Source organism: Curtobacterium flaccumfaciens (genome assembly GCF_004361695.1).
Lineage (GTDB): Bacteria > Actinomycetota > Actinomycetes > Actinomycetales > Microbacteriaceae > Curtobacterium > Curtobacterium flaccumfaciens_B.
This window is the reverse complement of the sequence record NZ_SNVW01000015.1, coordinates 41,772-62,093: the sequence shown is the minus strand read 5'-3', so window position 1 is coordinate 62,093 and position 20,322 is coordinate 41,772. Positions and strand designations below refer to the sequence as shown.

The window sequence follows — 20,322 nt, the reverse complement described above, 5'->3', positions numbered from 1 at the left end:
CCTGGTGGGCTAGCTCGTCAGCACGACCTCGTCGAGGTCCCAGGCGGGCACCTCGCGCTCGCGCCAGCCCTGGCGCAGGGTGCGGACGGCGCGGTCGTACTCCACCAGCACATCGAGGTGCGGCCGGACGAGCATCTGGATCTGCAGCCCCTCGTACACGGCGAGCAGCTGCGTGGCCGCCTGGTACGCGGGGATGGCCAGGCGTTCGTTGCCGGCGTCGACGTCACGCTGGAGTCCGGTCTCGAGCTGCGCGACGTACTCCTCGAAACGCTTCCGGAACAGCTCGGCGAAGCGGGTGTCGGCCGCGGCGATCGTGATCACGCCGGCGAGCACCCGCACGAGGCCCGGGTCGGCCACGTCCTCGGCGAGGGTCATCCGGACGAACGCGATCGTGCAGCTCGGTGGGTTCTTCCGACGGGTACCGCGGAGCTGCGTCCAGCGGTCGTACGTCACGAGGAGCAGCGCGTCCCAGGTGGGGAAGAGCCGTTCGACCACGTCGAGCCCGACGCCCGCGACCTCGGCGACCACCGATGCGTCCACGTCGTCGAAAGGGTGCAGACGGTAGGCGCGGATTGCTCCGCGGACGATGCGCTCGGCGATGGACTGTTCGTCCTCGAGCGACGCGTCCTGCTCGTGATCCATCCGACCATCCCATCGGAAGGACGGGCCGTTGTCTGCTCCCAGACCGGGGGCCGTGCGTTCTGCGGACGAGCCGCGCGGTTCCGGTGCCGGTCAGCCGACGGTGACGGGGGCCGCCGACGGCTTCGTCCGCTGCTGCATCCAGACGAAGAACCCGGTGAGCGTGAACACCCCGTAGAACACGTACATGAGCCCGGAGGCGTAGTAGCCCGCCGAGAAGAGCAGCGGGACGCCGACCAGGTCGACTGCGACCCAGATGAGCCAGAACTCGACCCACCCCTTCGCCATGCCGTACGTGGCCAGCAGCGAGCCGACGAAGATCCAGGCGTCGCTCCACACCGGCTCGTACGAGCCGAGGGCGCGGAAGACCGGGGTCAGGACCGCGGTGCCGCCCACCAGGGCGACGACCAGCAGTCCGCGGGTCTTCCAGGAGGCCCAGCGCGGCTCGATCACGGTCGTCGCGTCGTCGGGTCGGTGCGTCCACCGGTACCAGCCGTAGACGCTGACGATGACGAACATGACCTGCCGGCCGGCCTGGCCGAGCAGGTTGACCGGGTTCGGGGTGTCGAAGAGCGCACCCATGAAGACGGTGAAGAGGAGCGCGTTGCCGACGATGCCGACCGGCCACGCCCACACCTTGCGGCGCATCCCCCCGAGCGCGCTGAGCAGGCCGAAGACGTTGCCGATCACCTCGCGCCAGAGCACGGTCTGGTCGCCGATGACGAGCTGTGCGTCGAACAGCCACCGCACGATCCCCATGGGGTCCTCCTCGTTTCCGGTCGATGCAACGGTATGGGCACGGTCGGCATTCCGCGATGACCCGGTCGTCGAACGGGGTACAAACCATGTCCGCACTGTGGCGGACGAAAATGACCCCCGGAGTGGGTCCATGCAGATGCATGCTCCCGCTTGTCCGCACTTCGGGGGACGCGGTAACGTCGTCACCAGAGCGAGTCCTGCCCGCCCGAGACGTGTCACGTCGCGGAGCCCGGCGACCACTCTCCGGCGTCGGTCAGCCGCGACCCTTCGAACCACGGGTCGATGACATCGTCCCACCGGCAGTCCGGACCCGAATCCGAGCCGGTGGCATCAGCGCACTCCTCTGCGCGGAAACGGACTCCTCATGCACAAGATCGTGACCGGCACCATCGCCGGCGCCGCCGGTGTCGCCCTCCTCCTCGGCGGTGCGGGCACCTTCGCCCTCTGGAACGCCAGCGCCAGCACCGCGGCGTCCTCGGTCAGCTCCGGCTCGCTCACCCTCAGCGCCAACAACGACGGCGTGTGGACCGACGTGACGAACGGTCGCTCCGCCACGATCAACCCGGCGAACGCCCTCATGGTCCCGGGCAACACGTACCAGTTCACCCAGACCCTGACGATCGGCGCGAGCGGCCAGGACCTCAAGGCGAACCTCACCTACGCGAACCAGAGCATCACCGGCGACGCCGCGCTCCTCGCCGCCACCACGAAGACGCTCGCCGTGTCGTCCACGAGCGCCGCCGTCGTGCAGTCGACCTCGAGCACCAACACCTTCGTGGTGTCCCCGTCCGCCTCGACCTCGACCGTCAAGGTCGTCTTCACGATCGGGCTCCCCGCGTCGGCCACCACCGGCCAGGGCGGCACGCTCAACGTCGGCGCGCTCGCCTTCACCCTGACCCAGACCGCCATCGGTTCCTGACCCACGCGGGCCGACCCGGGCCCGCGGAGCCGTGGTCTCGATGGGTCCCTGATCCGCCGATCGCGACCACGCGCCTCCAGGCCCGGCCCACCCCACCGCACCGCCCCACCGGCGGCGACCACACGACGACCACCAGCACGACGACCAGGGGACGGACATGACCAGCACACCGAGGACGACGGGACGCCACCGGGCGCCGCGTCGTCACCGGTGGGTCTGGCCGACCGTCCTCGCCCTGGTCGTCGCGGTCGTCACGGCGCTGCTCGGGACGGGCGGCACCTACGCACTGTGGAACGGGACGGCGAGCACCTCGGCGTCGACCGTCCGCTCCGCCACGGCCGCCGTCACCACCGGGCCGCTCTCCGCGATGAACACGGGCGTGCTCGGGCCGGGCACCGGCGTCACCGGCACCTTCACCGTGCAGAACACCGGCCAGATCCCGCTGACGATGCGCGTCGCGACCACCTCGACCAAGGTCTCCTCCGCGACGAGTGCGTCCACCGCCACCGTGCTCGGGGAACTCACCCTGCGCCTCGCCGTCGTCGGGAGCACCGCCGACTGCCGCACCGGCCTGTCCGGTGCCAGCGGCCGACTCGCGGCGTTCGACACCGGCAGCGGCTCGTTCACCCTCGCGGCCGGCGCGAGTGCCGTCGGCTGCGTCGAGATGGACCTCGACGCCGACGCACCGCAGTCCGTCGCCGGCGCCGTCACCGACTTCGCCCTGACCGTGACCGGGACGCAGGTCGGCGCATGAGCCGCCGACTCCGACTGCTGCTGGCCGCCCTGCTGACCGTCGCGTTCGTCGCCGGCGGCTCGTCGGCCGCGTGGGCGCTCTGGACCGCGAGCGGGACGACCGCCGCCAGCGTGACCATCGGCAGGACCGGTGCCGCGCTCACCGGCACGAGCGCGATGACCACGACGTTCTCGTCGACCGTCACCTCGGTGACCAAGCCGGTCACGCTCACCGACTCCGGGTCGCTCGCGGGCACCGCGACGACCGCCGTGTCCGTCGCGTCGGGCAGCTCCACCGCCCTCGCGCAGGCCGTCGGGGTCGTCGCCTGGCCGGTCGCCTCCGCCGCGGCCTGCACGAGTTCGAGCGTGGTGGGCTCCGGATCGGTCAGCGGCACGTGGGCGGCGCTGCCGAGCCTGACGTCGAAGCTCGCCGCCGGGGCCAGCGCCGTCTGGTGCACCCGGAGCACCCCGACGTCGTCGGCCCCGGCATCCGCCACCACGACCGTGAACCTCACCCTGACCGTGACCTCCGGCACGTGGACCTCCGGCGCCGTGCAGGGCGGCTTCTCCCTCAGCACCTCGGCAGCCGCGCCGGCGCTCACCTGCACCGACCACAGCGGCACCTACGTCGAACTCGCCTGGCCGACCTCGTCACGACCGAAGGACACCTGGTACGGGGCGTTCGTCGGTTCCACGATGGTGGGGCAGAAGGAGCAGGACTACTACGGCCGCTTCACCCTGGCGCCCGACCAGGTGCCCGCGACCAGCGGGGCCGTCACCGTCACGGTGAAGATCCTCGACAGCGCGGGGAACCCGACGAGCACGGTCGTGGGGACCGGCACCATCACCCTCTTCACGCAGAACAACGGGAAGGCCGTCCGATGCGGCGCATGAGCACTGGGACGTCGTCGGGCGGCGGGGGCATCGGCGCTGGTGCTGGCGCTCGCGTTGGTGCTGGTGCTGGCGCTCGCGCTGGGCGCACTGGGTGGCGTGCTGTCGTGCACGCGCTCGCGCTGGGGCTGACCACCGGACTGCTCGTCATCGTCGCCGGGCTCGCCGTCGTCCTCATCGTCATCCCCAAGACCACCGGGTCGACACCCCTCACCGTGCTCACCCAGTCGATGGACCCGACGCTCCCCCCGGGCACCCTGCTCGTCGTCCGCCCCACCCCGGTGGCGGACATCCGCATCGGGGACGTCGTCACCTACCAGATCGTGTCCGGCCAGCCCGCGGTCATCAGCCACCGTGTGGTCTCCGTCGCGTCGACGTCCGACGGCTCACGGACCTTCGTGCTCAAGGGCGACAACAACGCACTCGCCGACCCGGAGCCCGTCACCGCCGCCCAGGTCCGGGGCGTGGTCTGGTACAGCCTGCCGGACGTCGGGCTCGTCAACCAGCTGGTGAACGGGTCGCGGACGTGGTTGGTACCGGCGATCGCCGGGGTGCTGCTGGCGTACGGCGCGGTGATGGTCACGATGGGTGTGGTGTCGGCGGCGCGGCGGCGGGGTGCTCGTGGGACGGGGCGTGCGGACGCGGGTGCCGGTGCAGGTGCCGGCGCGCATGCGGATGCGGGCGCGGGCGCGGGTGCAGGTGCCGGCGCGGATGCGGGTGCCGGCGCGGGCGTGGGTCGGCGTGGGCGTGGGCGATCTCGTCTCGGTGGGGGCGGCCACCGGGCACGCCGGGGGCACCGGGGGCACCGGGCGCACCGGGCGCACCGGGCTACGATCGGGTGACGTGACGGACGGGGTGGATCGAGCCAGAGCGCTGCTCGACGATGCGGCACGGACGCTCCGAGCCGCCGGGGTCGCCGACGAGGCGCTCGGCGAGTACGTCGAGCCGAAGGCCGTCCTCGGGATCCGGCGCGACCCCACGATCCGATCGCTCGGCCGCGTGTGGCGGGTCGGGGCGCTCCTGATCGGCTCGACCGTCGAGACCGGCGGACGGGTCTGGGCAACCGGACGCATCACCCGCGTGACCGAGGCCGGACGATCTCAGTTCGTGTCCGTGTCCGCCGAGGTGCGTCGGGCCTACCGGGCTGCCGCGGCGAAGGGGCACTTCGAGCCGGGCGACACCGTCAACCACGGTGCCGTGCCGCTCCCCCTCGACCAGTCGTTGGTCGGGTCGGCCGGGGTGCTCTTCGTCGAGGGTGACGTGCCCCTCGTGCGCTGGTCCCCCACCGCCGGCGCTGCGGTGCCGCTCGAGGAGTACCTGGCCGATCGTGTCGGGCTGCTCGTCGATCCGCCGAGGGGTGCGACGGACTGAGGGTCGGCGCAGGCCGGTGGACGACGGACTCACGGTGGCCACCTCTGAGGACCTGCGGGTTGCGAGTGCGCCCGGCAACCGCAAGAGTGACCGGCCTCGACGCAGCCAGGCTGACCACGGGCGCGCCGGCCTTCCCCCGCTCCCTCATCCCGATCGCCTCTCTGGACGGAACCAGCACTTGCGCTAGTCCTCCACTCCCCACTTGTTGACCGCTCAGTCAGTTCGGACGTAGATTGACTGCATGGTCAAGACCGAGCCGCGCGATGGAGCCGCTCCCCTGCAGATCACCGGAGCTCTCGTGTGGTCGTACGTCGTCATCGTCGCCCTGACGCTGGTGGCACTGCTCGTGCTCGGCGTTGCTGCGCCGCTGGAAGCGAACGAGAACGCATGGGGGCATGCCGTGGTCGTCGCTGTGTTCGCCGTTGTCCTTCCACTTCGCCTCCGCAGTGCTCGTGCGGGGACGCGGAGCGCGGTTCGCGCTCTCGGGCTGATCGCTGCCGTGCTCTTCGTGGTGAACGTCGTCGAGGCGCTCATCCCGTCGTTCGTGCCCGGATGGATGCGGCTCGAGATGCTCGTGATCGCCGTGCTCATGGTCGGCATCGTGCTCGAGGTCGCACGCTGGGCCGTCCGGAGCCGTTGACGATGCAGACGACGATGAGTGGCGCAGCAAGTGGCCGGAAGCGTCGGAGTCCCGACGAACGACGGCATGAGATCATCAGCGCCACGACCGCACTCGTTGCCGAGGCCGGGTACGCGAACGCGACTCTGACCGAGATCACCCAGCGAGCGGGGGTGTCGAAAGGTCTTCTGTGGCACTACTTCCGCGACCGCGACGACCTCATGCACCAAGCGGTCGCGTTCCTCGCCGGTCAGTTGCGGGCTGGGCTCGTCGCCGATGTGGACGTCACGGCACCAGCGAACGAGGTGATCCGAGCGGTCTTCGCGCGAACGGCGATGTTCACCCGTACGCACCGGCAGGAGATCGAGGCACTCGACCAGATTGTCCACAACCTCCGCACGCCAGACGGTCGACGTCGAGTCACGATGCTCGACTACGAGGACATCTACGCCGAACACGCAGCCCTCCTCACCCGGGGCCAGTCCGAAGGGTCCATCCGGGCCGGGGACGTGCGCGTGTTCGCCGCCACTTACCAGGCCCTCATCGACGGGATGATCGGCCATCTGCAGGCTCACCCGGACGCTGACCCGATCAGGTACGCCCACCAGGTCGCCGCCGTGTTCCTCCTGGGCACAGCGCAACCGAGCGAACCGTCCGAGAACCCCGCGCGGAACCACAGCGGCCGCGACAGCGCTCCGACGTGGAACACCCCGACCCGACCTGATCGTGAGGAGACGGCATGACCGGAGCGCGTGGAACTCGGATACGACCGGCAACGGGCAGCGACTCCGGCTCGATCGACGCTGTCGAGACCGCGGCGTTCGGGCACGAGGCGGACCACGTCGTCCCGCTCGTGCACGCATTGCGGAGCACGGCAGCGGCAGTGCTCGAACTCGTCGCCGAAGACGACGGAGAGCTCGTCGGGCACGTGATGCTGTCACGAGGATGGTTGGACGCGCCTGCGTCACTGGTGACCGTTCGGGTGCTGAGTCCACTCGCGGTCGTGCCCGACCGGCAACGCCAGGGCATCGGTCGCCAGCTGATCGAACACGCCATCACCACGAGCGAGGAAGCGCGGAGCCCCGCCGTCTTCCTCGAGGGCGCCCCGGGGTACTACGCCACGTCGGGCTTCGCGCCAGCGGGCTCGCGGGGGTTCCAGTCGCCGTCTGCACGGATCCCGGAACCGGCGTTCCAGGTCCGGACCCTCAGTGCGTACGAGTCGTGGATGACCGGAGCGCTCATCTACCCGGAGGCCTTCTGGGCCACGGACACCGTTGGACTCCGATGAGGCGGGCCTCCGCGCTGCCCGCAGCAACCGGGTGACGTGCCCGGTACCGTGACCGCATGACAGCTCGCTCGAGCACAGGTCGATGGATGCTGATCATCGCCGTGCTGATCGTCGCGGCACTTGTCGTGTGCACTGTGGCAACAGTGCAGGCAGGGCAGGTTGCGCCGGTGTTCCCCTGGCCGTGGCAGCCGGACACGGAGACCGTCCTGACGAGACAGCAGTACGAATCAGCGCTCATGGCCCAGCACGTGGGTCGGGTGGCTGCGGTCGTGGCTCTCGGCCTGTGTCTGGCCGCGTCTCCCCTCACGTACCTGGGCCGCAGGCACACTCGTCTCCGGTAGCGAGTCCGTCATCGGACGTGATCACCCGGTGTCCCAGCACGCCATACTCGGGAGATGACCCGCGCCCTCGTCCTCGTCGACATCCAGCTCGACTACTTCCCCGGCGGTGCGTTCCCGCTCGTCGGTCCTGATGCTGCCGTCGCCGCCGCGCGCACCGTCCTCGACACGTTCCGCGCATCCGGAGAACGCATCGTGCACGTCTTCCACGTGAGTACCGACCCGGAGGCGTCGTTCTTCCGGCCCGGGACGACGGGTGTCGAGTTCCATCCCCTGGTCTCTCCCGCTGCCGGCGAGACGGTGCTCGAGAAGCACCACCCGAACAGCTTCATCGGCACCGGGCTGCAGGGCGTCCTCGACGAGGCAGGAGTCACCGAGCTGGTGATCGTCGGGATGATGAGCAGCATGTGCGTCGACTCGACCACGCGAGCTGCTCACGAACTCGGCTACACCTGCACCGTCGTCTCTGACGCCTGCGCAGCCCCAGACCTGCGTCTGGGTGACACGAGCGTTCCCGGAGCGAGCGTGCACGCCGCGTTCATGGCAGCGCTGCACGGCAGCTTCGCCACCGTCACGAACAGCGCCTCGCTCACCTGATCCCGCGAGCGGGGCACGTCCTCGTGTGACCCTCGTCACGCCATCCTCGGTGGCGCCACAGCAGTCCGTCCCGGTGGCCTCGCGTACTAGAGTTCGGCGCATGTCTGCGTTCTCCACCGATGACATCCTCGGCAACAGGATCGACTTCGAGATCGCCCGCGACGGGTTCGTCAGGACGCTGCAGGGCGGTGCTGCCCTGCGGAAGGCTGAGGAGTGGCTCCTCAGCCAGGGCTACCGGTTGATCCAGCTGGACGCAGGATCCTGGCGCAGCGATCAGCACATGCACACGGCCTTCGCGGCAGCACTTCGCTTCCCCAGCTACTTCGGGAAGAACTTGGACGCCCTCAACGACTGCATGTCCGACGTGGCCGAGGCCGAGTACGGGTGGGACGTCTCCGACGTCGGAGTCGTCCTGGTCCTCGCCGACTTCGACCGATTCGCTGAACGACTCCCGAGGACCGCCGACCGCCTCGAAGCCATCCTGCGTGCTCAGGGCCGGTACGCAGCGCTGTTCGGGAACCGGCTCCTCACGATCCTGTCCGCAAGGGCATCGATGACCGGGGCGGAGTCCTAGTCTGACGCTCGTGGTGTTGCGTATCCCCGTGCTCTGCGGCCTGCTCGTCGCGTCCTCGCTCTCGATCACTGCCTGCAGTCAGAACGGGACGCGAGACGGGTACCTGACGTTGGCTGCGAACGAGTCCACCCTTTCCGCCTGCCCCACCGCAGCACCGGTTGCGGTGGAGGCGCTGGACACCGATCAGCTGCCCACCTGTGATCCAGTCGGCCAGGTTCTCGTGTTCCCGGACGGCGAGCAGGTCCAGCTCCCGGAACAGCAGGGCGGTGGCGGCAGCTCATCGAGCTCGACATCGGAGTACCTCTACGCCTACGAGAGCGTGGGCAACTGGGGACTCGTCGCGGCCTGCGTGAAGGCGGACTGCTCCGGTCTGCAGGAGTGGGGCAACCCGGAAGCGCTCCGGCGCGTGCACGAGGCGTTCGGGCACGACTGGGCATGCCCCTGAACCCGTCGAGGACAAACTGCCTCCCGCCCGCCTCCGGCCCTCAGAGATCGCACACCGCGGTGGGCAGGTTCTGATCCGGACTCACCCAGATCGAGTCCACGGACGCACCGCCCTTGCCGAGCTGGAACGAGACCAGGCCGTCGGGGAGCTGTACGTCCCACCGCGACCACGAGTTGTCCGGTGTCGACACCCGCTCGTGGAGTGACGGGTACGCCGCGCGGAGGGTGTCGGAACTCGATCCGACGCCGATCCCCGCCGCAGTCGTCGGACCCGTGGTCGTCGTCCGCGCGGAGTCACCCTCGGCGCCGATCAGGACACCGGTCACCCGGTCGTTCTCCGCGGCGATCAGGAGTGTCGGGCTGCCGTCGCGCGCCCAGGTCCCCGGCGCGGTGCAGCTGCTCGGCGTCGCGGGCAGCAGCTGGAACGCCTGCTCGAGGTCGTCGCTCTCGGCCTCGGTCGTGCCACCGAGTGCCACCGGTCCGACCTCGGAACCCGAGATGGTCCACGTCGAGGGATCATCGAGCGCGAAGGGGGCCTTCGTCGGGGTCGGCGTCGGGACGGGGACCGGGGCGTTCTCGACGGGAGCCGCGGCCGGGGTGCTCGGCGAGACCGGCTCCGTGGGGTCGGGCGTGGAAATGGCGGCGGGACTTCCGCTGAACGGCTGCGGGATCATCCCGAGCGCGACGCCGCCGCCGGTGGCACCGAGCGAGAGCAGCGCGATCACGCCGATGACGATCCCGGCGCGTCGACCGTGACGGCGGGATGCTGGACGACGTTCCTCCGCGCGGTCGAGCACGGTCTGCTTCATTCCGACGAGCATGCGTTGCAGGTCGTCTCCGGTGGGGGGCTCAGTGTTCATCGCGCATCACCGCCTTCTGCAGTCGGGCTCGAGAGCGGGAGACCCGCTGGGCGCCAGCACCGACGCTGAGGCCGAGGATCTGCGCGGCTTCGGCGTAGGAGTGGCCCTCCAACACGATCAGTTCGCAGAGGCGTCGGTCCGTGGGTGCCAGGGCCGCGATGTCGTCACGGATCCAGCGCAGGCGTCCGCGGGCTTCGTCAGCATCGGGATGAGCGGCGACTCCTTCGGGAACCTCGTCCCCTGGGCACTCCGCGGTACCGCTTGCGTGGCCGTCAGCGCTGCCCGGCTCCATGAGGACGTGTTCGCGGCAGACCGCCAGCAGCCAGGGCAGCAGGGCACTGGTGGCGAGGTGGATGCCGGCGGCGCGCTGCCAGAGCGTGAGGAAGGTGTCCTGCACGACCTCCTCGACGTCGTGCCGGCTGTCGCTCTGCGCCCACGCACAGCGGGTCAGTGTCGGCGCGAACCGGTCGAACGCGTCGGCCAACGCCGTACGGTCGCCGGTCGCCAGCCGACGAGTCAGTGCTTCGTCGGCCTCGGTCTGCTCGTTCAATGACGCCCCCTCTCACTCCACAATGTCGAGGACGACGCGATCCTGACACGCGATCGTGCTCGCCGGCGTGTCGTGCTCGTTCGATCCCGGAGATCGCAGCGCTGCTGGCGGCCGCGCCGGCCACGCAGATCCTCGCCGGCCTCCCGTCAAGCCCGACCGTGCCCTGTACCGTTGCGGCATGGGGACGTGGAGTGCTGAGCCGGTGGGCAACGATGCGGCGGCAGACTTCGCTGCGGAGCTCGACGGTCATCGCCGGTGGGCTGTCGTGAAGGCCGCCCTCACCCATGCGACGAAGGCCGGGCCGACCCTCGACAGCGATGACGCCGCTGTCGCGATCGCCGCGGCAGAGGTCGTTGCGCACGGACTGGGGCGTCCCACCCAGGACGACGTCTACACCGAGAGCATCCAGCGGTTCGTCGCTCGCACGCGGCGGCCGAGCGGACGGCTGGCCGGGCTGGCGTCCCGCGCGGTCGCAGCCGCTGCGAGCGAAGACGGGGAACTCGCGGAGCTCTGGGCCGAGGCAGGTTCGAGCGGGTGGCGCGACGCCGTCGGGCGCCTCGTCACGAACCTCAGCGTCCGCTAGCCAATGCTGTCCCCGGAGTCTCTGGGCTCAGTGACGACCACCACGACGACGGACACGAGCCGATGCAGGGCCTGTCCGAGTCGGCCAGGCTGAGACTCCGTAAACCTCTGCCGCGTCGATGCCAGTGGCAGCGCGGCCTGTCCCCCGGTCGTCCTCCGAACGCCGGACTTGTCGCCGTCTTGTACCGGGTCGAGCATTCGGACGTGAAGCACACTCATGGGGACCTCGGATCGACGCCGGCGACGACGCGCTCCCGAGTCAGGATCAAGTTCATCGGGATCGTGTCCGCCGCGATCGCTCTGGTCGGAGCGGTGGGGCTCGCGACACCGGCGCTCGCCGCGCAGCCCGGCCTCAACACGGGCGGCGGACCGTCCGCGGCCGCAAACAGCGCGATCGCCTACGCGGAGAGCATGTGGAGCTCGAGCGACGGCGGCCCCAACGGGAGCACCTACTACTCGCTCGGCGGCAACGGCCCGAGCGCCTGGGACTGCTCCGGGCTGGTCTGGAAGGCGTACCTGCAGGCAGGGATCGACCTGTCGAACGGGGCGTCACGCCCGGTCGTCGGCGACGAGTTCAACGCGCTGAAGAACAACCTCGTGTCGCGGGCCGACGCCGAGCCCGGCGACATCCTGTTCTGGACGAGCACCGGCACGACCGGCGGGAACTTCCTCCACGACGGCATCTACCTCGGCAACGGTTACATGGTCGCGGCCGCCGCTCCGGGCGAGGGCGTCAAGGAGCAGACGCTCTGGTCGGAGCCCGGTGAGCAACTCCTCGACGTCGTCGGGCGACCGACCGGTTCGCTGAGCGGGTCGGGCTCAGGCGGCAGCACCGTGAAGAACACCACGTACGTCACGGCCGCGCAGATCAACACCGGCAAGCTCTGGAGCGTGACGGCGAGCAAGGCCGCGACCGCGTACCCGGTGGGCGTCGCAGCGGGCACCAGTCCGGCGATCGCCACCCTGGGCGGCGGGAAGTACGTCACCGCGTTCCAGGCGGCGGGCGGCGCACTCTGGACGGTCGACTCCGGCGGGGCGGCGACCTCGTTCCCGGTCGGCATGAAGGCCGGGACCAGCCCGTCCATCATCGCGACCTCCGGGGGCGGGTACGTCGTGGCGGTGCAGACCAACGCGGGCAAGCTCTGGACGATCACGAACACCAAGGCGGCGACCGCGTTCGACGTCGGCATGGCGGCCGGGACGAGTCCCTCGATCGCAGCCGTCGGCAGCGGGTACGTCGTCGCGGTCCAGACGAACACCGGCGACCTGTGGAGCGTCACGAACGGCAAGGCCGCGACGTCGTTCGGCGTCGGCATGCAGGCCGGCACCAGCCCGTCGATCGCCGCCACCGCGAACGGTGGCTACGTCATCGCGGCGCAGACGAACACCGGCAAGCTGTGGAGCGTGACGAACACGAAGGCCGCGACCGCCTTCCCGGTCGGCATGCAGGACGGCACCAGCCCGTCGGTCCTCGCGCTCTCGAACGGCGGCTACGTCATCGCGGCGCAGACCAACACCGGCAAGCTGTGGACGATCACGAACGGCAAGGCTGCGACGGCGTTCGACATCGGCATGGCGGCGGGGACGAGCCCGGCCATCGCCGCGGTCGGCAGTGGCTACGTCGTGGCGGTCCAGACGAACGGCAGCGACCTCTGGACGGTGACGAACGACAACGCTGCGACCTCGTTCAGTGTGGGCATGAAGGCGGGCACCAGCCCCGCGATCCTCGCGCAGTAACGCAGTAACGCAGCACCACAGCAGCACCGTCCACAAGAACGGAAGCACCCCGCACCTCGCAGTGCGGGGTGCTTCCGCGTCCGGGGCCCGATGCGCCGCCTGTGCGTTCGAGCGGCGCGGGCCCCGCATGAGAGGCTGACCGGCATGCCCACCGGAGACGATCTCGAACTCACCGCCGACGAGCGGCACCTCCTGCGGGCAGGTCTGCGCGAGTGGGGCGGCCCGGCCCGACTCACGGACAGCATGGCCGTCGCGATCGGGTTCCGCAGCGCCACCGACTTCTTCGTCCAGGCCAAGAGGATCGACCGGGCCCTGGCCGCAGGAGCATCGATGTCGTCCTCGGACTGGCGCAGCGCACTCCTCGCGACGGAAGTGGTCTTCGCGTCGGACGTCGTCGGATCAGGCGTCGAATGGGAGACGACGACCGGCATCAGTGATGCGGACGCGGTCCGTCTGTTGCGGAGCATCCAGCGCAAGGTGGCGGGCGGCGCACGACGCACTCTCTGACGGATCCCCGTGTCGCCGGGACGGCCATGCGGCGACCCCGCCGGGCTCGGCTCCTGCGTCTCCGCCTCGAAGTGCGCGACCCACGATCGCAGCGAGGACACAGGACGCGGCGGGCGACCGTCAGGCCCGGAGCCCGTCCACGACCACGTCGAGCAGGTGCGGCACCCGCTCGGCCGCTGACGATCCGAGCTGCCAGAGGAACGCGACGAGCGCGAGCAGGTCCGCCGCTCCGACGTCGGCCCGGATCTCGCCCGCACGCACCCCGGCGTCCAGCAGCGCCGCGATCGCGTCGGTGATCTCGTCGTACTGCTCGTCGTGCAACTGCTGTCGGGTGGCCGCGTCGAGCACCTCGGCCAGCGCGTGCTTCTGGTACCCGAAGGCGGCGAGCGCGTCGAGCCACGACCGCAGCGCGCCCCGCTGTGCCGGCCGCGCTGCCAGCGCGCGTGCGGACGCGACCAGTGTCTGGAAGTCCTCGCGGTAGACCTCGGCGAGCAGCGCCTCCCGGCTGGGGAAGTGACGGTAGATCGTGCCCTGGCCGACGCCGGCCAGCCGCGCGATCGACTGCAGCGTCGCCGTCGGGTCGGCGGCGAGCGCCGCTCGGGCGACGTCGACCAGGCGGGCGCGGTTCCGCGCAGCGTCGGCGCGGCGGGGTGGTGGCGAAACGGACAAGTGTCCGGTAACCTCTCGACGAATCGGACGTGTGTCCGGTTGAGGCTACCGGAAGGAAGCACCATGCAGGGAATCCAGGGGAAGGTCGTCGCCATCACCGGCGCATCGAGTGGCATCGGCGAGGCGACGGCGCTGCACCTGGCCGCGCGGGGCGCGAGCGTCGTCCTCGCCGCGCGGCGCGTCGAGCGACTCGCGTCCGTCGTCGAACGCATCACCGACGCGGGTGGCGAAGCGATCGCGGTCGAGACCGACGTGCGCAGCCGGGAGGCGCTGCATGCGTTGGTCGCGTCGGCCCGGTCACGCTTCGGTCGCCTCGACGTCCTCCACCAGAACGCGGGCTCCATGGCGGTGTCACCGTTCGACGCGCTCGACGTGGACGGATGGCAGCAGATGGTCGACGTCAACCTGGTCGGGGTCCTCAACGGAATCGCAGCCGCGCTGCCGGTGTTCCGCGGGCAGGGGTCCGGCCACTTCGTCCACACCGCCTCGACGTCAGCGCACCGCATCGTGCCGGCGCAGGGCGTGTACGCGGCGACGAAGACCGCGGTCCGGGTCCTCAGCGAGGCGCTGCGGCAGGAGAGCGGGACCGGGCTGCGCGTCACCGTCGTGTCGCCGGGGTTCACCGCGACCGAGGGCGTCACGAAGACTGACGACCTCGAACAGCGCGCACTGCTCGAAGCCCAGCGGGACGCGATCGCGATGCCGGCCGACGCCGTGGCCGCCGCCGTGGCGTACGCGATCGCGCAGCCCGCGGGCGTCGACGTCGGCGAGGTGGTCGTCCGGCCGACGGCGCAGCGCTGACGCCACCCCGTGGGACCCGTCTCGGCGTGGCGGAAAGCGGTCTGCTCGCGCGACGGCGCACGTGCCCCTGGTGCTCGGCGGCCGGTGGAGCGTAGCCTTCGCACCAGGTGACCCTGGACTCTGGCCGCTGGATCGATCTCATCGTCCGTGCTGACCGGAAGCACCCCATGTTCACTGCGCAGACGTCGGCCATCGTGCCGCCTTGCACTCGAGCAGCTTCCCCGACGGACGAGCAAGACCGCGGGACCCCGGACGCAACGACGCGCTCCGGCACGGGTTCCGCGCAGCAGAGCGTGTCGCCGCGGGGGTAGCGGAGCGCTTGCAGAGCCGGCGGAACTCCGACCCGAACGGGGTTCCACCGGCTTCTGTCTGCGGCCCGACCCTGGGAACCATGCGGCCGGCCGGATCACGAGTAGCGTCGGACGTACTCCGAGCTCCCGTTTCGGGTCGGGACGCGGAGAGGGATGCACGTGGTCCCCGCGAGCCGGGTTCTCCACAGTCCCCGGCTCGTGCCAGGCCCGCTCCATCGGGGCACGCAGTACTCGACACTGGTCAGCCGCGACTGTAATGTCATCGCATGCTGACCATTGCCCCGCGCCTCGACGTCATGCACCGGCTGGGCCGCGCGATGGGTGATCGCACGCGGTCGCGCATCCTCCTCGAGATGCTCGAGGGGCCGGTCTACCCGGGCCGCTTGGCGTCAGCGCTCGCCCTGACCCGGTCGAACGTCTCGAACCACCTCGCCTGTCTCCGCGGCTGCGGCATCGTGGTCGCCGTTCCCGAGGGGCGATCCACCCGGTACGAGATCGCGGACGCGCACCTCGCTGCCGCCATCCGCACACTCCTCGAGGTCGTGCTGGCCGTCGACGACGGCGATGCGTGCACCGACGAGCTCTGCGACGTCCCGCTCTGCTGCGGCCCCGGCGCATGACCGCCGTCGTCGGCCCCGTCGGGGCAGACCGGAAGCGAGTCCTCCAGCGTCGGATCCGGTGGATCGTCGCGGCGACCATCGCCTACAACGTCATCGAGGCGGTCGTCGCCATCGCCGCCGGAACGGTCGCGTCCTCGACCGCCCTCATCGGTTTCGGCCTCGACTCCGTCGTCGAGGTGCTCTCCGCGGCCGCGGTCGCGTGGCAGTTCTCCGGACGCGACCCGGAGGCGCGCGAACGCGTCGCACTGCGGGTCATCGCGGTGTCGTTCTTCGGCCTCGCGGCGTACGTCTCCATCGACGCCGTCCTCGCCCTCACCGGCATGCGGAACCCCGAACACTCGACGGTCGGCATCGTCCTCGCCGCCGTGTCCCTGCTGGTGATGCCCGGGCTCAGCCTGCTCGAGCGGCGGACGGGCACCGAACTCGGGAGCGCGTCCGCGGTGGCCGACTCGAAGCAGACCCTGATCTGCTCCTACCTGTCCGCCGCCGTGCTCGTCGGGCTGCTGCTCAACACCCTGTTCGGCTGGACGTGGGCAGACGCCGTCGCCGGGCTCGTGATCGTGGTCTTCGCGGTGCGGGAAGGGCTCGAAGCGTGGCGCGGCGACGCCTGCACCGTCCCCACCGCCGTCCTCACCGGGGAACGCCGGGCCGAGCAGGACTGCGACTGTTGTTGACCGGTTCCCGCGGCGTGGCGGGCTCGTCCGCGGCCCCCGCAGCACCCCACTGACCGAGCGCGTCGATCGCCGGACGCAGCGCGAGTCCTCGTTCGGTCAGTGCGTACGCGCGGGTGTTGTGCCGGAGCGGCAGCCGGGACAGCACCCCGGCCAGTTCGAGTTCGCGCAGCCGGGTGGCGAGCACGTTCGTCGGGACGCCGAGCTCCCGCTGCAGGTCGCCGTACCGTTGCGGCCCCTCGAGCAGCCGCTCCACCACGAGGAGCGCCCACCGAGCGCCGACGACGTCCAGCGCGGCGGCGAGGTCGCTCACGCTTCCGGTTCGGCCTCTGGCTTCATCCAGAACGGCGAGTAGTGGTAGCCGTCGGGGTCGTCGAACTGGCGCTGGTACATGAACGGGTAGTCGTCGGTGTCGCCGATCCGGCCACCGGCAGCACCGGCCCGTTCGACGAGCTCGTCGACGGCCTCGCGGCTGGCGAGGTCGAACGAGACCGTCACCTTCGAGGGAGTGTCGGGGCCGCCGACGATCGCCTCGACTCCCCCGACGCTGGCGTACATCTCACGGCTGGCGAGCATGACGTACTGGTCGGGCGCGATCGCGAAGCACGACACGTTGTGGTCGGACATGTCCGGGTTGAGCACCCAGCCGAGCGCCTTGTAGAAGGCGGTTGCGCGTTCGACGCTCTCGACCGGACAGGAGATGAAGAGGCTCATGGGCGCAACACTTGCAAAACACAAGTACTGCGTCAAGAGGCGATCTGCGGTCAGACCCTGCCCGAGTCGATCTGCGTCATCGCTGCGGTGTCCGTTCCGGGAGCACTGTCCGGGATGAACCGGACGCGGGTCGCGGCTCGGGTCACCTCCGCGGCGCGCTCGGTCCGTTCGTCGAGGTCCGTCTGCGCGGCGTCCTGCTTCCGCTCCTGCACGAGCAGGGCCGCTCGGCTGATGGAGTCGACGGAGTTCGCGATGACGGTCGCCAGGCCGCGTTCGAGCTGACCGAGGTTCGTGTGGCTGATGATGAGCCGACGATCACGGACGTCCATCGTCACCTCGGGGTAGCCGGCCCGCACCAGGTGCTCGTGACCCTCGGAGCCGCGGAGCGCGTCCATCTCCACCGGGGACGGTCGACGGTTGAACACCGCGGGCACGTCGTAGAACCGCGCGGCGGTCGCGAAGCCGAGGTCGACCGGCAACCCCGAGGCGACGACGCTCGTCAGGACCAGTGGTGCGGACGGTGCATCGGGTTGGTTCGTCATGGGGAACTCCTCCACCAGACGGCTCGGCGTGCACGCATCGGGAGGTCCCTGGTGCTGCGACGGTGGATGCCGTGGGCAGAGCATGCGCGTACAGGATGTGAACGGCCGGTGGAGGCCCGCGTCCGGTCTCGTCAGGTGGCCGGCCCGAGGACCGACGTCGGCGCGCCGTCGTCCGGCACGTCCTTGAGCTCGACCAGGACCGTGTGCGTCGGCGTCGTCCCGGTGTTGCGGCCCGAGTGCCGCTGTGCCCCCAGCCAGACGGCGGCTCCCGCGGGCAACGCGACGTCCACGCTGCGGTCGTCCGTGGCGAGCTGCCGCTCGAACCCCGTCAAGGTGACCATGACGCTGTTCGGGTGCCGGTGCAGATGGGTCTGGTCGCCCGGCTCGTCGGAGTAGTCGAGGACTCGGACGTGTTCGTTCTCCCACAGCAGCCGGTAGTGCTGGGGGTCCGTCTCGAGGGGATCGTCTGCGGTCATCGTCGGACTCGCTTCCGTTCGGTGCAACTCGTTGACGGACATGGTGCTCTCCCTGCGACCGGACCGTCACCCCGCCGCCGGAGCCGTTCGTCGCGCGCGAGACCGGCCGTCGGTGTCTCGACCGTAGACCGCTCCGCGCCTGCGCGGACGGCGCGGACCCCGCGGACCCGACCCGGGCCCGAGACGGAACCGACCAGGGCCTGGAGGCGCGGTGCCAGCTGGCACCGCGCCTCCAGGCCGGGAGCATCGACGGTGTCACCGCCCACCGATAGTGTCGGACCGTGAGCAACGAGGCATTCGACGACCGCTACGACCTGCGCGAGTTCGCGCCCGCCACGGACGGCACGGGGGCACCGGACGCCGCGACCGAGGCCTGGATGCAGGCCGTCGGCCTCGGCTTCCACGAGACGCACCCCGGTGACGAGGCAGCGGCCCGCATGGTCGAGCACTTCGTCGAGGACGGCAACACCTGGCTCGGCGCCTACGTCCGTCGGCCCGCACCCGGGTCCGTCGACGAGACCTGGCCCGCTGGCACCTTCGCGTGGTTCCGGAAGCCGCTGAGCTGGGGCGACGGCTCGTCGATCGACACGCAGGCGATCTCCGCGGTGACGGTCCGGCCGACCGAGCGCCGCCGGGGCATCCTCCGCAGGATGATGACGCACGCGCTCGAGCGCGGCGTCGCCGAGGGGTACGCGATGGCCTCCCTCACCGCGTCCGAGGGCACCATCTACCGCCGCTTCGGCTTCGGCAGCGCCATCCGCGAGCGCGCGATCAGCGTCCGCCGCAACCGCGCCCTGCCCTTCCTCGCGCCCACGACCGGCACCGTCAGCGTCGTCACGCCCGCGTGGCTCGCCGGCGGTCCCGCTCGGTCGGTCTTCGACCGCTTCGACGCCCGCACCCCCGGTTCCATGGTGCGGAACGCCGGCACCTGGCCGGTGGCGCTCGGCCTCCGCACCGGCGAGGGCGAGCCGGCGAAGGACGTCCGCGCCGCGGTCCACCGCCGCGACGACTCGGACGAGGTCGACGGCTACGTCACCTGGCGCGTCAAGGAGAGCCGTGACGGCGACACCGTGCTCGAGGTCGTCGACCTGGTCTACGCGACCGACGCCGCCTACCTGTCCCTGTGGGAGTTCCTGCTCTCCGTCGACCTCAACGACGTCGTCAAGTACAGCCGCTCCCGCCTCGACGACCCGATCGTCGCGGCGCTCGGCGACAACCGCGCGTACGACGTCGACCACGAGGAAGACCACGTCTGGCTGCGCGTCCTCGACGTCCCCGCGGTGCTCGCGTCCCGCCCGTACGCCGTCGACGGTTCGCTGACGCTCGCCGTCACGGATGCGCTCGGGTTCGCGTCCGGCACGTACCGGTTGGACGTCCAGGAGGCCCGGGGCCGCGTCACGCGGGTCGCCGACGACGCCGACGTGGCCGGCTCCGACCTCCAGCTCGACGTGGCAGACCTCGGTGCGCTGCTCATCGGGTCGGTGTCGCCCGTCACGCTGGCCGCGGCCGGGCTCCTCCGCTCCGCGGACGCGGCAGCGCCGGCGCTCCTCCGCGCGATGCTGACCCCGCCGCGGACGCCCCACGGGATCACCTACTTCTGATGGACGTGCAGGACCTGAGCGACGAGGTCGAGGAGGTCTCGGCGTTCTACGCGGAACGCCACGGCATCGACCGCACCGACGAGTGGTTCGTCCTGAAGCTCGGGGAAGAGGTCGGCGAGCTCACGCAGGCCTTCCTCGCCCGGGCCGGGCAGGCGCGACGCAAGGGTCGCACCGACGACGAGCTCGAGCAGGACTTCCGCGACGAGATCGCCGACGTGCTGGCGCAGGTCCTGCTCGTCGCCCGGCACTTCGAGGTGCCGATCGACGACGCCATCCGCGAGAAGTGGTCGAAGTGGCACCCCGATCGGCTGGCGGCGGGTTCGTGACCGAGCTGCACGAGTCGATCGCTCGGGCACGCCAGGCCGTCGCCGTGCTGGCCCACGCCCGCTCCCGCGCCGCGCCCGCACAACCAAAGTCACCCGGAACCGCGTGATCGCACGGCTCGGGGTGACTTTGGTTGGGCGCGCCGCAGGCGGGGCGCGCACCCCTCGCACCGTGCGAGGGGGCACC

Annotated in this window: 28 protein-coding genes; 19 read left to right on the top strand and 9 right to left on the bottom strand. The window is 70.8% G+C overall.

Translation table 11 applies throughout. The features are described 5' to 3' along the window. Positions 1–9: 9 nt before the first annotated feature. A complete protein-coding gene (locus EDF64_RS16780; RefSeq protein ID WP_133521103.1) occupies positions 10–642 on the bottom strand; it encodes a TetR/AcrR family transcriptional regulator in 633 nt (210 codons plus the stop codon). Positions 643–732: 90 nt separating this feature from the next. Then, positions 733–1,398 (bottom strand): nicotinamide riboside transporter PnuC, encoded by a 666-nt coding sequence (pnuC, locus tag EDF64_RS16775; RefSeq protein ID WP_133521102.1) that lies wholly within the window; start codon positions 1,396–1,398, stop codon positions 733–735. A gap of 364 nt (positions 1,399–1,762) precedes the next feature. Between pnuC and EDF64_RS16770 the strand changes: the two genes are divergently transcribed. The 11 genes from EDF64_RS16770 (at position 1,763) to EDF64_RS16725 (ending at position 9,172) form a co-directional block, all read left to right on the top strand. Continuing rightward, complete coding sequence (locus EDF64_RS16770) at positions 1,763–2,317, top strand: alternate-type signal peptide domain-containing protein (protein ID WP_133521101.1); 555 nt, start codon at positions 1,763–1,765, stop codon at positions 2,315–2,317. A 157-nt stretch (positions 2,318–2,474) separates the two neighbouring features. Then, complete coding sequence (locus tag EDF64_RS16765; protein ID WP_133521100.1) at positions 2,475–3,071, top strand: TasA family protein; 597 nt, start codon at positions 2,475–2,477, stop codon at positions 3,069–3,071. Further along, a complete protein-coding gene (locus tag EDF64_RS16760; protein WP_133521099.1) occupies positions 3,068–3,943 on the top strand; it encodes a hypothetical protein in 876 nt (291 codons plus the stop codon). Before EDF64_RS16765 ends, EDF64_RS16760 begins: the two co-directional genes overlap by 4 nt. 104 nt (positions 3,944–4,047) lie before the next feature. Further along, the gene (locus EDF64_RS16755) at positions 4,048–4,782 is read left to right on the top strand and encodes a signal peptidase I (RefSeq protein ID WP_166645786.1); all 735 of its coding nucleotides are present in this window, start codon (positions 4,048–4,050) and stop codon (positions 4,780–4,782) included. A gap of 1 nt (position 4,783) precedes the next feature. After that, positions 4,784–5,311, top strand: coding sequence for a hypothetical protein (locus tag EDF64_RS16750; protein WP_133521097.1), 528 nt, complete (start codon positions 4,784–4,786; stop codon positions 5,309–5,311). A 241-nt stretch (positions 5,312–5,552) separates the two neighbouring features. Then, positions 5,553–5,951, top strand: a complete 399-nt coding sequence (locus tag EDF64_RS18335) for a hypothetical protein (RefSeq protein ID WP_166645785.1) — start codon at positions 5,553–5,555, stop codon at positions 5,949–5,951. A gap of 14 nt (positions 5,952–5,965) precedes the next feature. Continuing rightward, positions 5,966–6,673 (top strand): TetR/AcrR family transcriptional regulator, encoded by a 708-nt coding sequence (locus EDF64_RS16745; RefSeq protein ID WP_166645784.1) that lies wholly within the window; start codon positions 5,966–5,968, stop codon positions 6,671–6,673. Beyond that, positions 6,670–7,218, top strand: a complete 549-nt coding sequence (locus EDF64_RS16740) for a GNAT family N-acetyltransferase (protein ID WP_133521095.1) — start codon at positions 6,670–6,672, stop codon at positions 7,216–7,218. Before EDF64_RS16745 ends, EDF64_RS16740 begins: the two co-directional genes overlap by 4 nt. A gap of 395 nt (positions 7,219–7,613) precedes the next feature. Further along, a complete protein-coding gene (locus EDF64_RS16735) occupies positions 7,614–8,153 on the top strand; it encodes a cysteine hydrolase family protein (protein WP_133521094.1) in 540 nt (179 codons plus the stop codon). A gap of 100 nt (positions 8,154–8,253) precedes the next feature. Further along, complete coding sequence (locus EDF64_RS16730; protein ID WP_133521093.1) at positions 8,254–8,727, top strand: barstar family protein; 474 nt, start codon at positions 8,254–8,256, stop codon at positions 8,725–8,727. A gap of 10 nt (positions 8,728–8,737) precedes the next feature. Beyond that, complete coding sequence (locus EDF64_RS16725) at positions 8,738–9,172, top strand: hypothetical protein (protein ID WP_133521092.1); 435 nt, start codon at positions 8,738–8,740, stop codon at positions 9,170–9,172. Positions 9,173–9,212: 40 nt separating this feature from the next. On the opposite strand, the gene EDF64_RS16720 is transcribed toward EDF64_RS16725, so the two are convergent. Further along, complete coding sequence (locus EDF64_RS16720) at positions 9,213–9,980, bottom strand: hypothetical protein (RefSeq protein ID WP_133521091.1); 768 nt, start codon at positions 9,978–9,980, stop codon at positions 9,213–9,215. Positions 9,981–10,020: 40 nt separating this feature from the next. Then, positions 10,021–10,581, bottom strand: coding sequence for an RNA polymerase sigma factor (locus tag EDF64_RS16715; RefSeq protein ID WP_133521090.1), 561 nt, complete (start codon positions 10,579–10,581; stop codon positions 10,021–10,023). A gap of 178 nt (positions 10,582–10,759) precedes the next feature. On the opposite strand from EDF64_RS16715, the gene EDF64_RS16710 reads away from it, so the two are divergent. From EDF64_RS16710 to EDF64_RS16700, 3 genes are all read left to right on the top strand, one after another. Continuing rightward, positions 10,760–11,164: a DUF4259 domain-containing protein gene (locus EDF64_RS16710; RefSeq protein WP_133521089.1), complete on the top strand. Its 405-nt coding sequence runs from the start codon at positions 10,760–10,762 to the stop codon at positions 11,162–11,164. A gap of 203 nt (positions 11,165–11,367) precedes the next feature. Continuing rightward, positions 11,368–12,900 carry a C40 family peptidase gene (locus tag EDF64_RS16705; RefSeq protein WP_166645783.1) on the top strand — a complete coding sequence of 511 codons (1,533 nt, stop codon included), beginning with the start codon at positions 11,368–11,370 and terminating at the stop codon, positions 12,898–12,900. Between the two features lie 144 nt (positions 12,901–13,044). Then, entirely contained in the window at positions 13,045–13,407 is a 363-nt protein-coding gene (locus tag EDF64_RS16700) for a hypothetical protein (protein WP_133521087.1), read from the top strand. Between the two features lie 120 nt (positions 13,408–13,527). On the opposite strand, the gene EDF64_RS16695 is transcribed toward EDF64_RS16700, so the two are convergent. Continuing rightward, on the bottom strand, positions 13,528–14,076 hold the full coding sequence (locus EDF64_RS16695; protein WP_133521086.1) for a TetR/AcrR family transcriptional regulator: 549 nt from the start codon (positions 14,074–14,076) through the stop codon (positions 13,528–13,530). Between the two features lie 63 nt (positions 14,077–14,139). Between EDF64_RS16695 and EDF64_RS16690 the strand changes: the two genes are divergently transcribed. The 3 genes from EDF64_RS16690 (at position 14,140) to EDF64_RS16680 (ending at position 16,482) form a co-directional block, all read left to right on the top strand. Continuing rightward, a complete protein-coding gene (locus EDF64_RS16690) occupies positions 14,140–14,877 on the top strand; it encodes an SDR family oxidoreductase (protein WP_133521085.1) in 738 nt (245 codons plus the stop codon). A gap of 577 nt (positions 14,878–15,454) precedes the next feature. Beyond that, positions 15,455–15,808 (top strand): Cd(II)/Pb(II)-sensing metalloregulatory transcriptional regulator CmtR, encoded by a 354-nt coding sequence (cmtR, locus tag EDF64_RS16685; RefSeq protein ID WP_133521084.1) that lies wholly within the window; start codon positions 15,455–15,457, stop codon positions 15,806–15,808. Next, entirely contained in the window at positions 15,805–16,482 is a 678-nt protein-coding gene (locus EDF64_RS16680) for a cation diffusion facilitator family transporter (protein WP_133521083.1), read from the top strand. The genes cmtR and EDF64_RS16680 overlap by 4 nt, the downstream gene beginning before the upstream one ends. Here EDF64_RS16680 and EDF64_RS16675 read toward each other — a convergent pair. The 4 genes from EDF64_RS16675 to EDF64_RS16660 form a co-directional block, all read right to left on the bottom strand. Beyond that, positions 16,439–16,792, bottom strand: a complete 354-nt coding sequence (locus EDF64_RS16675; RefSeq protein WP_133521082.1) for a winged helix-turn-helix transcriptional regulator — start codon at positions 16,790–16,792, stop codon at positions 16,439–16,441. The two genes, EDF64_RS16680 and EDF64_RS16675, sit on opposite strands and share 44 nt — an antisense overlap. Then, positions 16,789–17,193 carry a VOC family protein gene (locus EDF64_RS16670; RefSeq protein ID WP_133521081.1) on the bottom strand — a complete coding sequence of 135 codons (405 nt, stop codon included), beginning with the start codon at positions 17,191–17,193 and terminating at the stop codon, positions 16,789–16,791. The genes EDF64_RS16675 and EDF64_RS16670 overlap by 4 nt, the downstream gene beginning before the upstream one ends. A gap of 50 nt (positions 17,194–17,243) precedes the next feature. Continuing rightward, positions 17,244–17,735, bottom strand: a complete 492-nt coding sequence (locus tag EDF64_RS16665) for a hypothetical protein (RefSeq protein WP_133521080.1) — start codon at positions 17,733–17,735, stop codon at positions 17,244–17,246. Positions 17,736–17,866: 131 nt separating this feature from the next. Continuing rightward, positions 17,867–18,211, bottom strand: a complete 345-nt coding sequence (locus EDF64_RS16660; RefSeq protein ID WP_133521079.1) for a cupin domain-containing protein — start codon at positions 18,209–18,211, stop codon at positions 17,867–17,869. A gap of 281 nt (positions 18,212–18,492) precedes the next feature. On the opposite strand from EDF64_RS16660, the gene EDF64_RS16655 reads away from it, so the two are divergent. Further along, the gene (locus EDF64_RS16655) at positions 18,493–19,812 is read left to right on the top strand and encodes a GNAT family N-acetyltransferase (protein WP_133521078.1); all 1,320 of its coding nucleotides are present in this window, start codon (positions 18,493–18,495) and stop codon (positions 19,810–19,812) included. Continuing rightward, entirely contained in the window at positions 19,812–20,138 is a 327-nt protein-coding gene (locus EDF64_RS16650) for a MazG nucleotide pyrophosphohydrolase domain-containing protein (RefSeq protein ID WP_133521077.1), read from the top strand. Before EDF64_RS16655 ends, EDF64_RS16650 begins: the two co-directional genes overlap by 1 nt. The last annotated feature ends 184 nt before the right edge of the window (positions 20,139–20,322 follow it).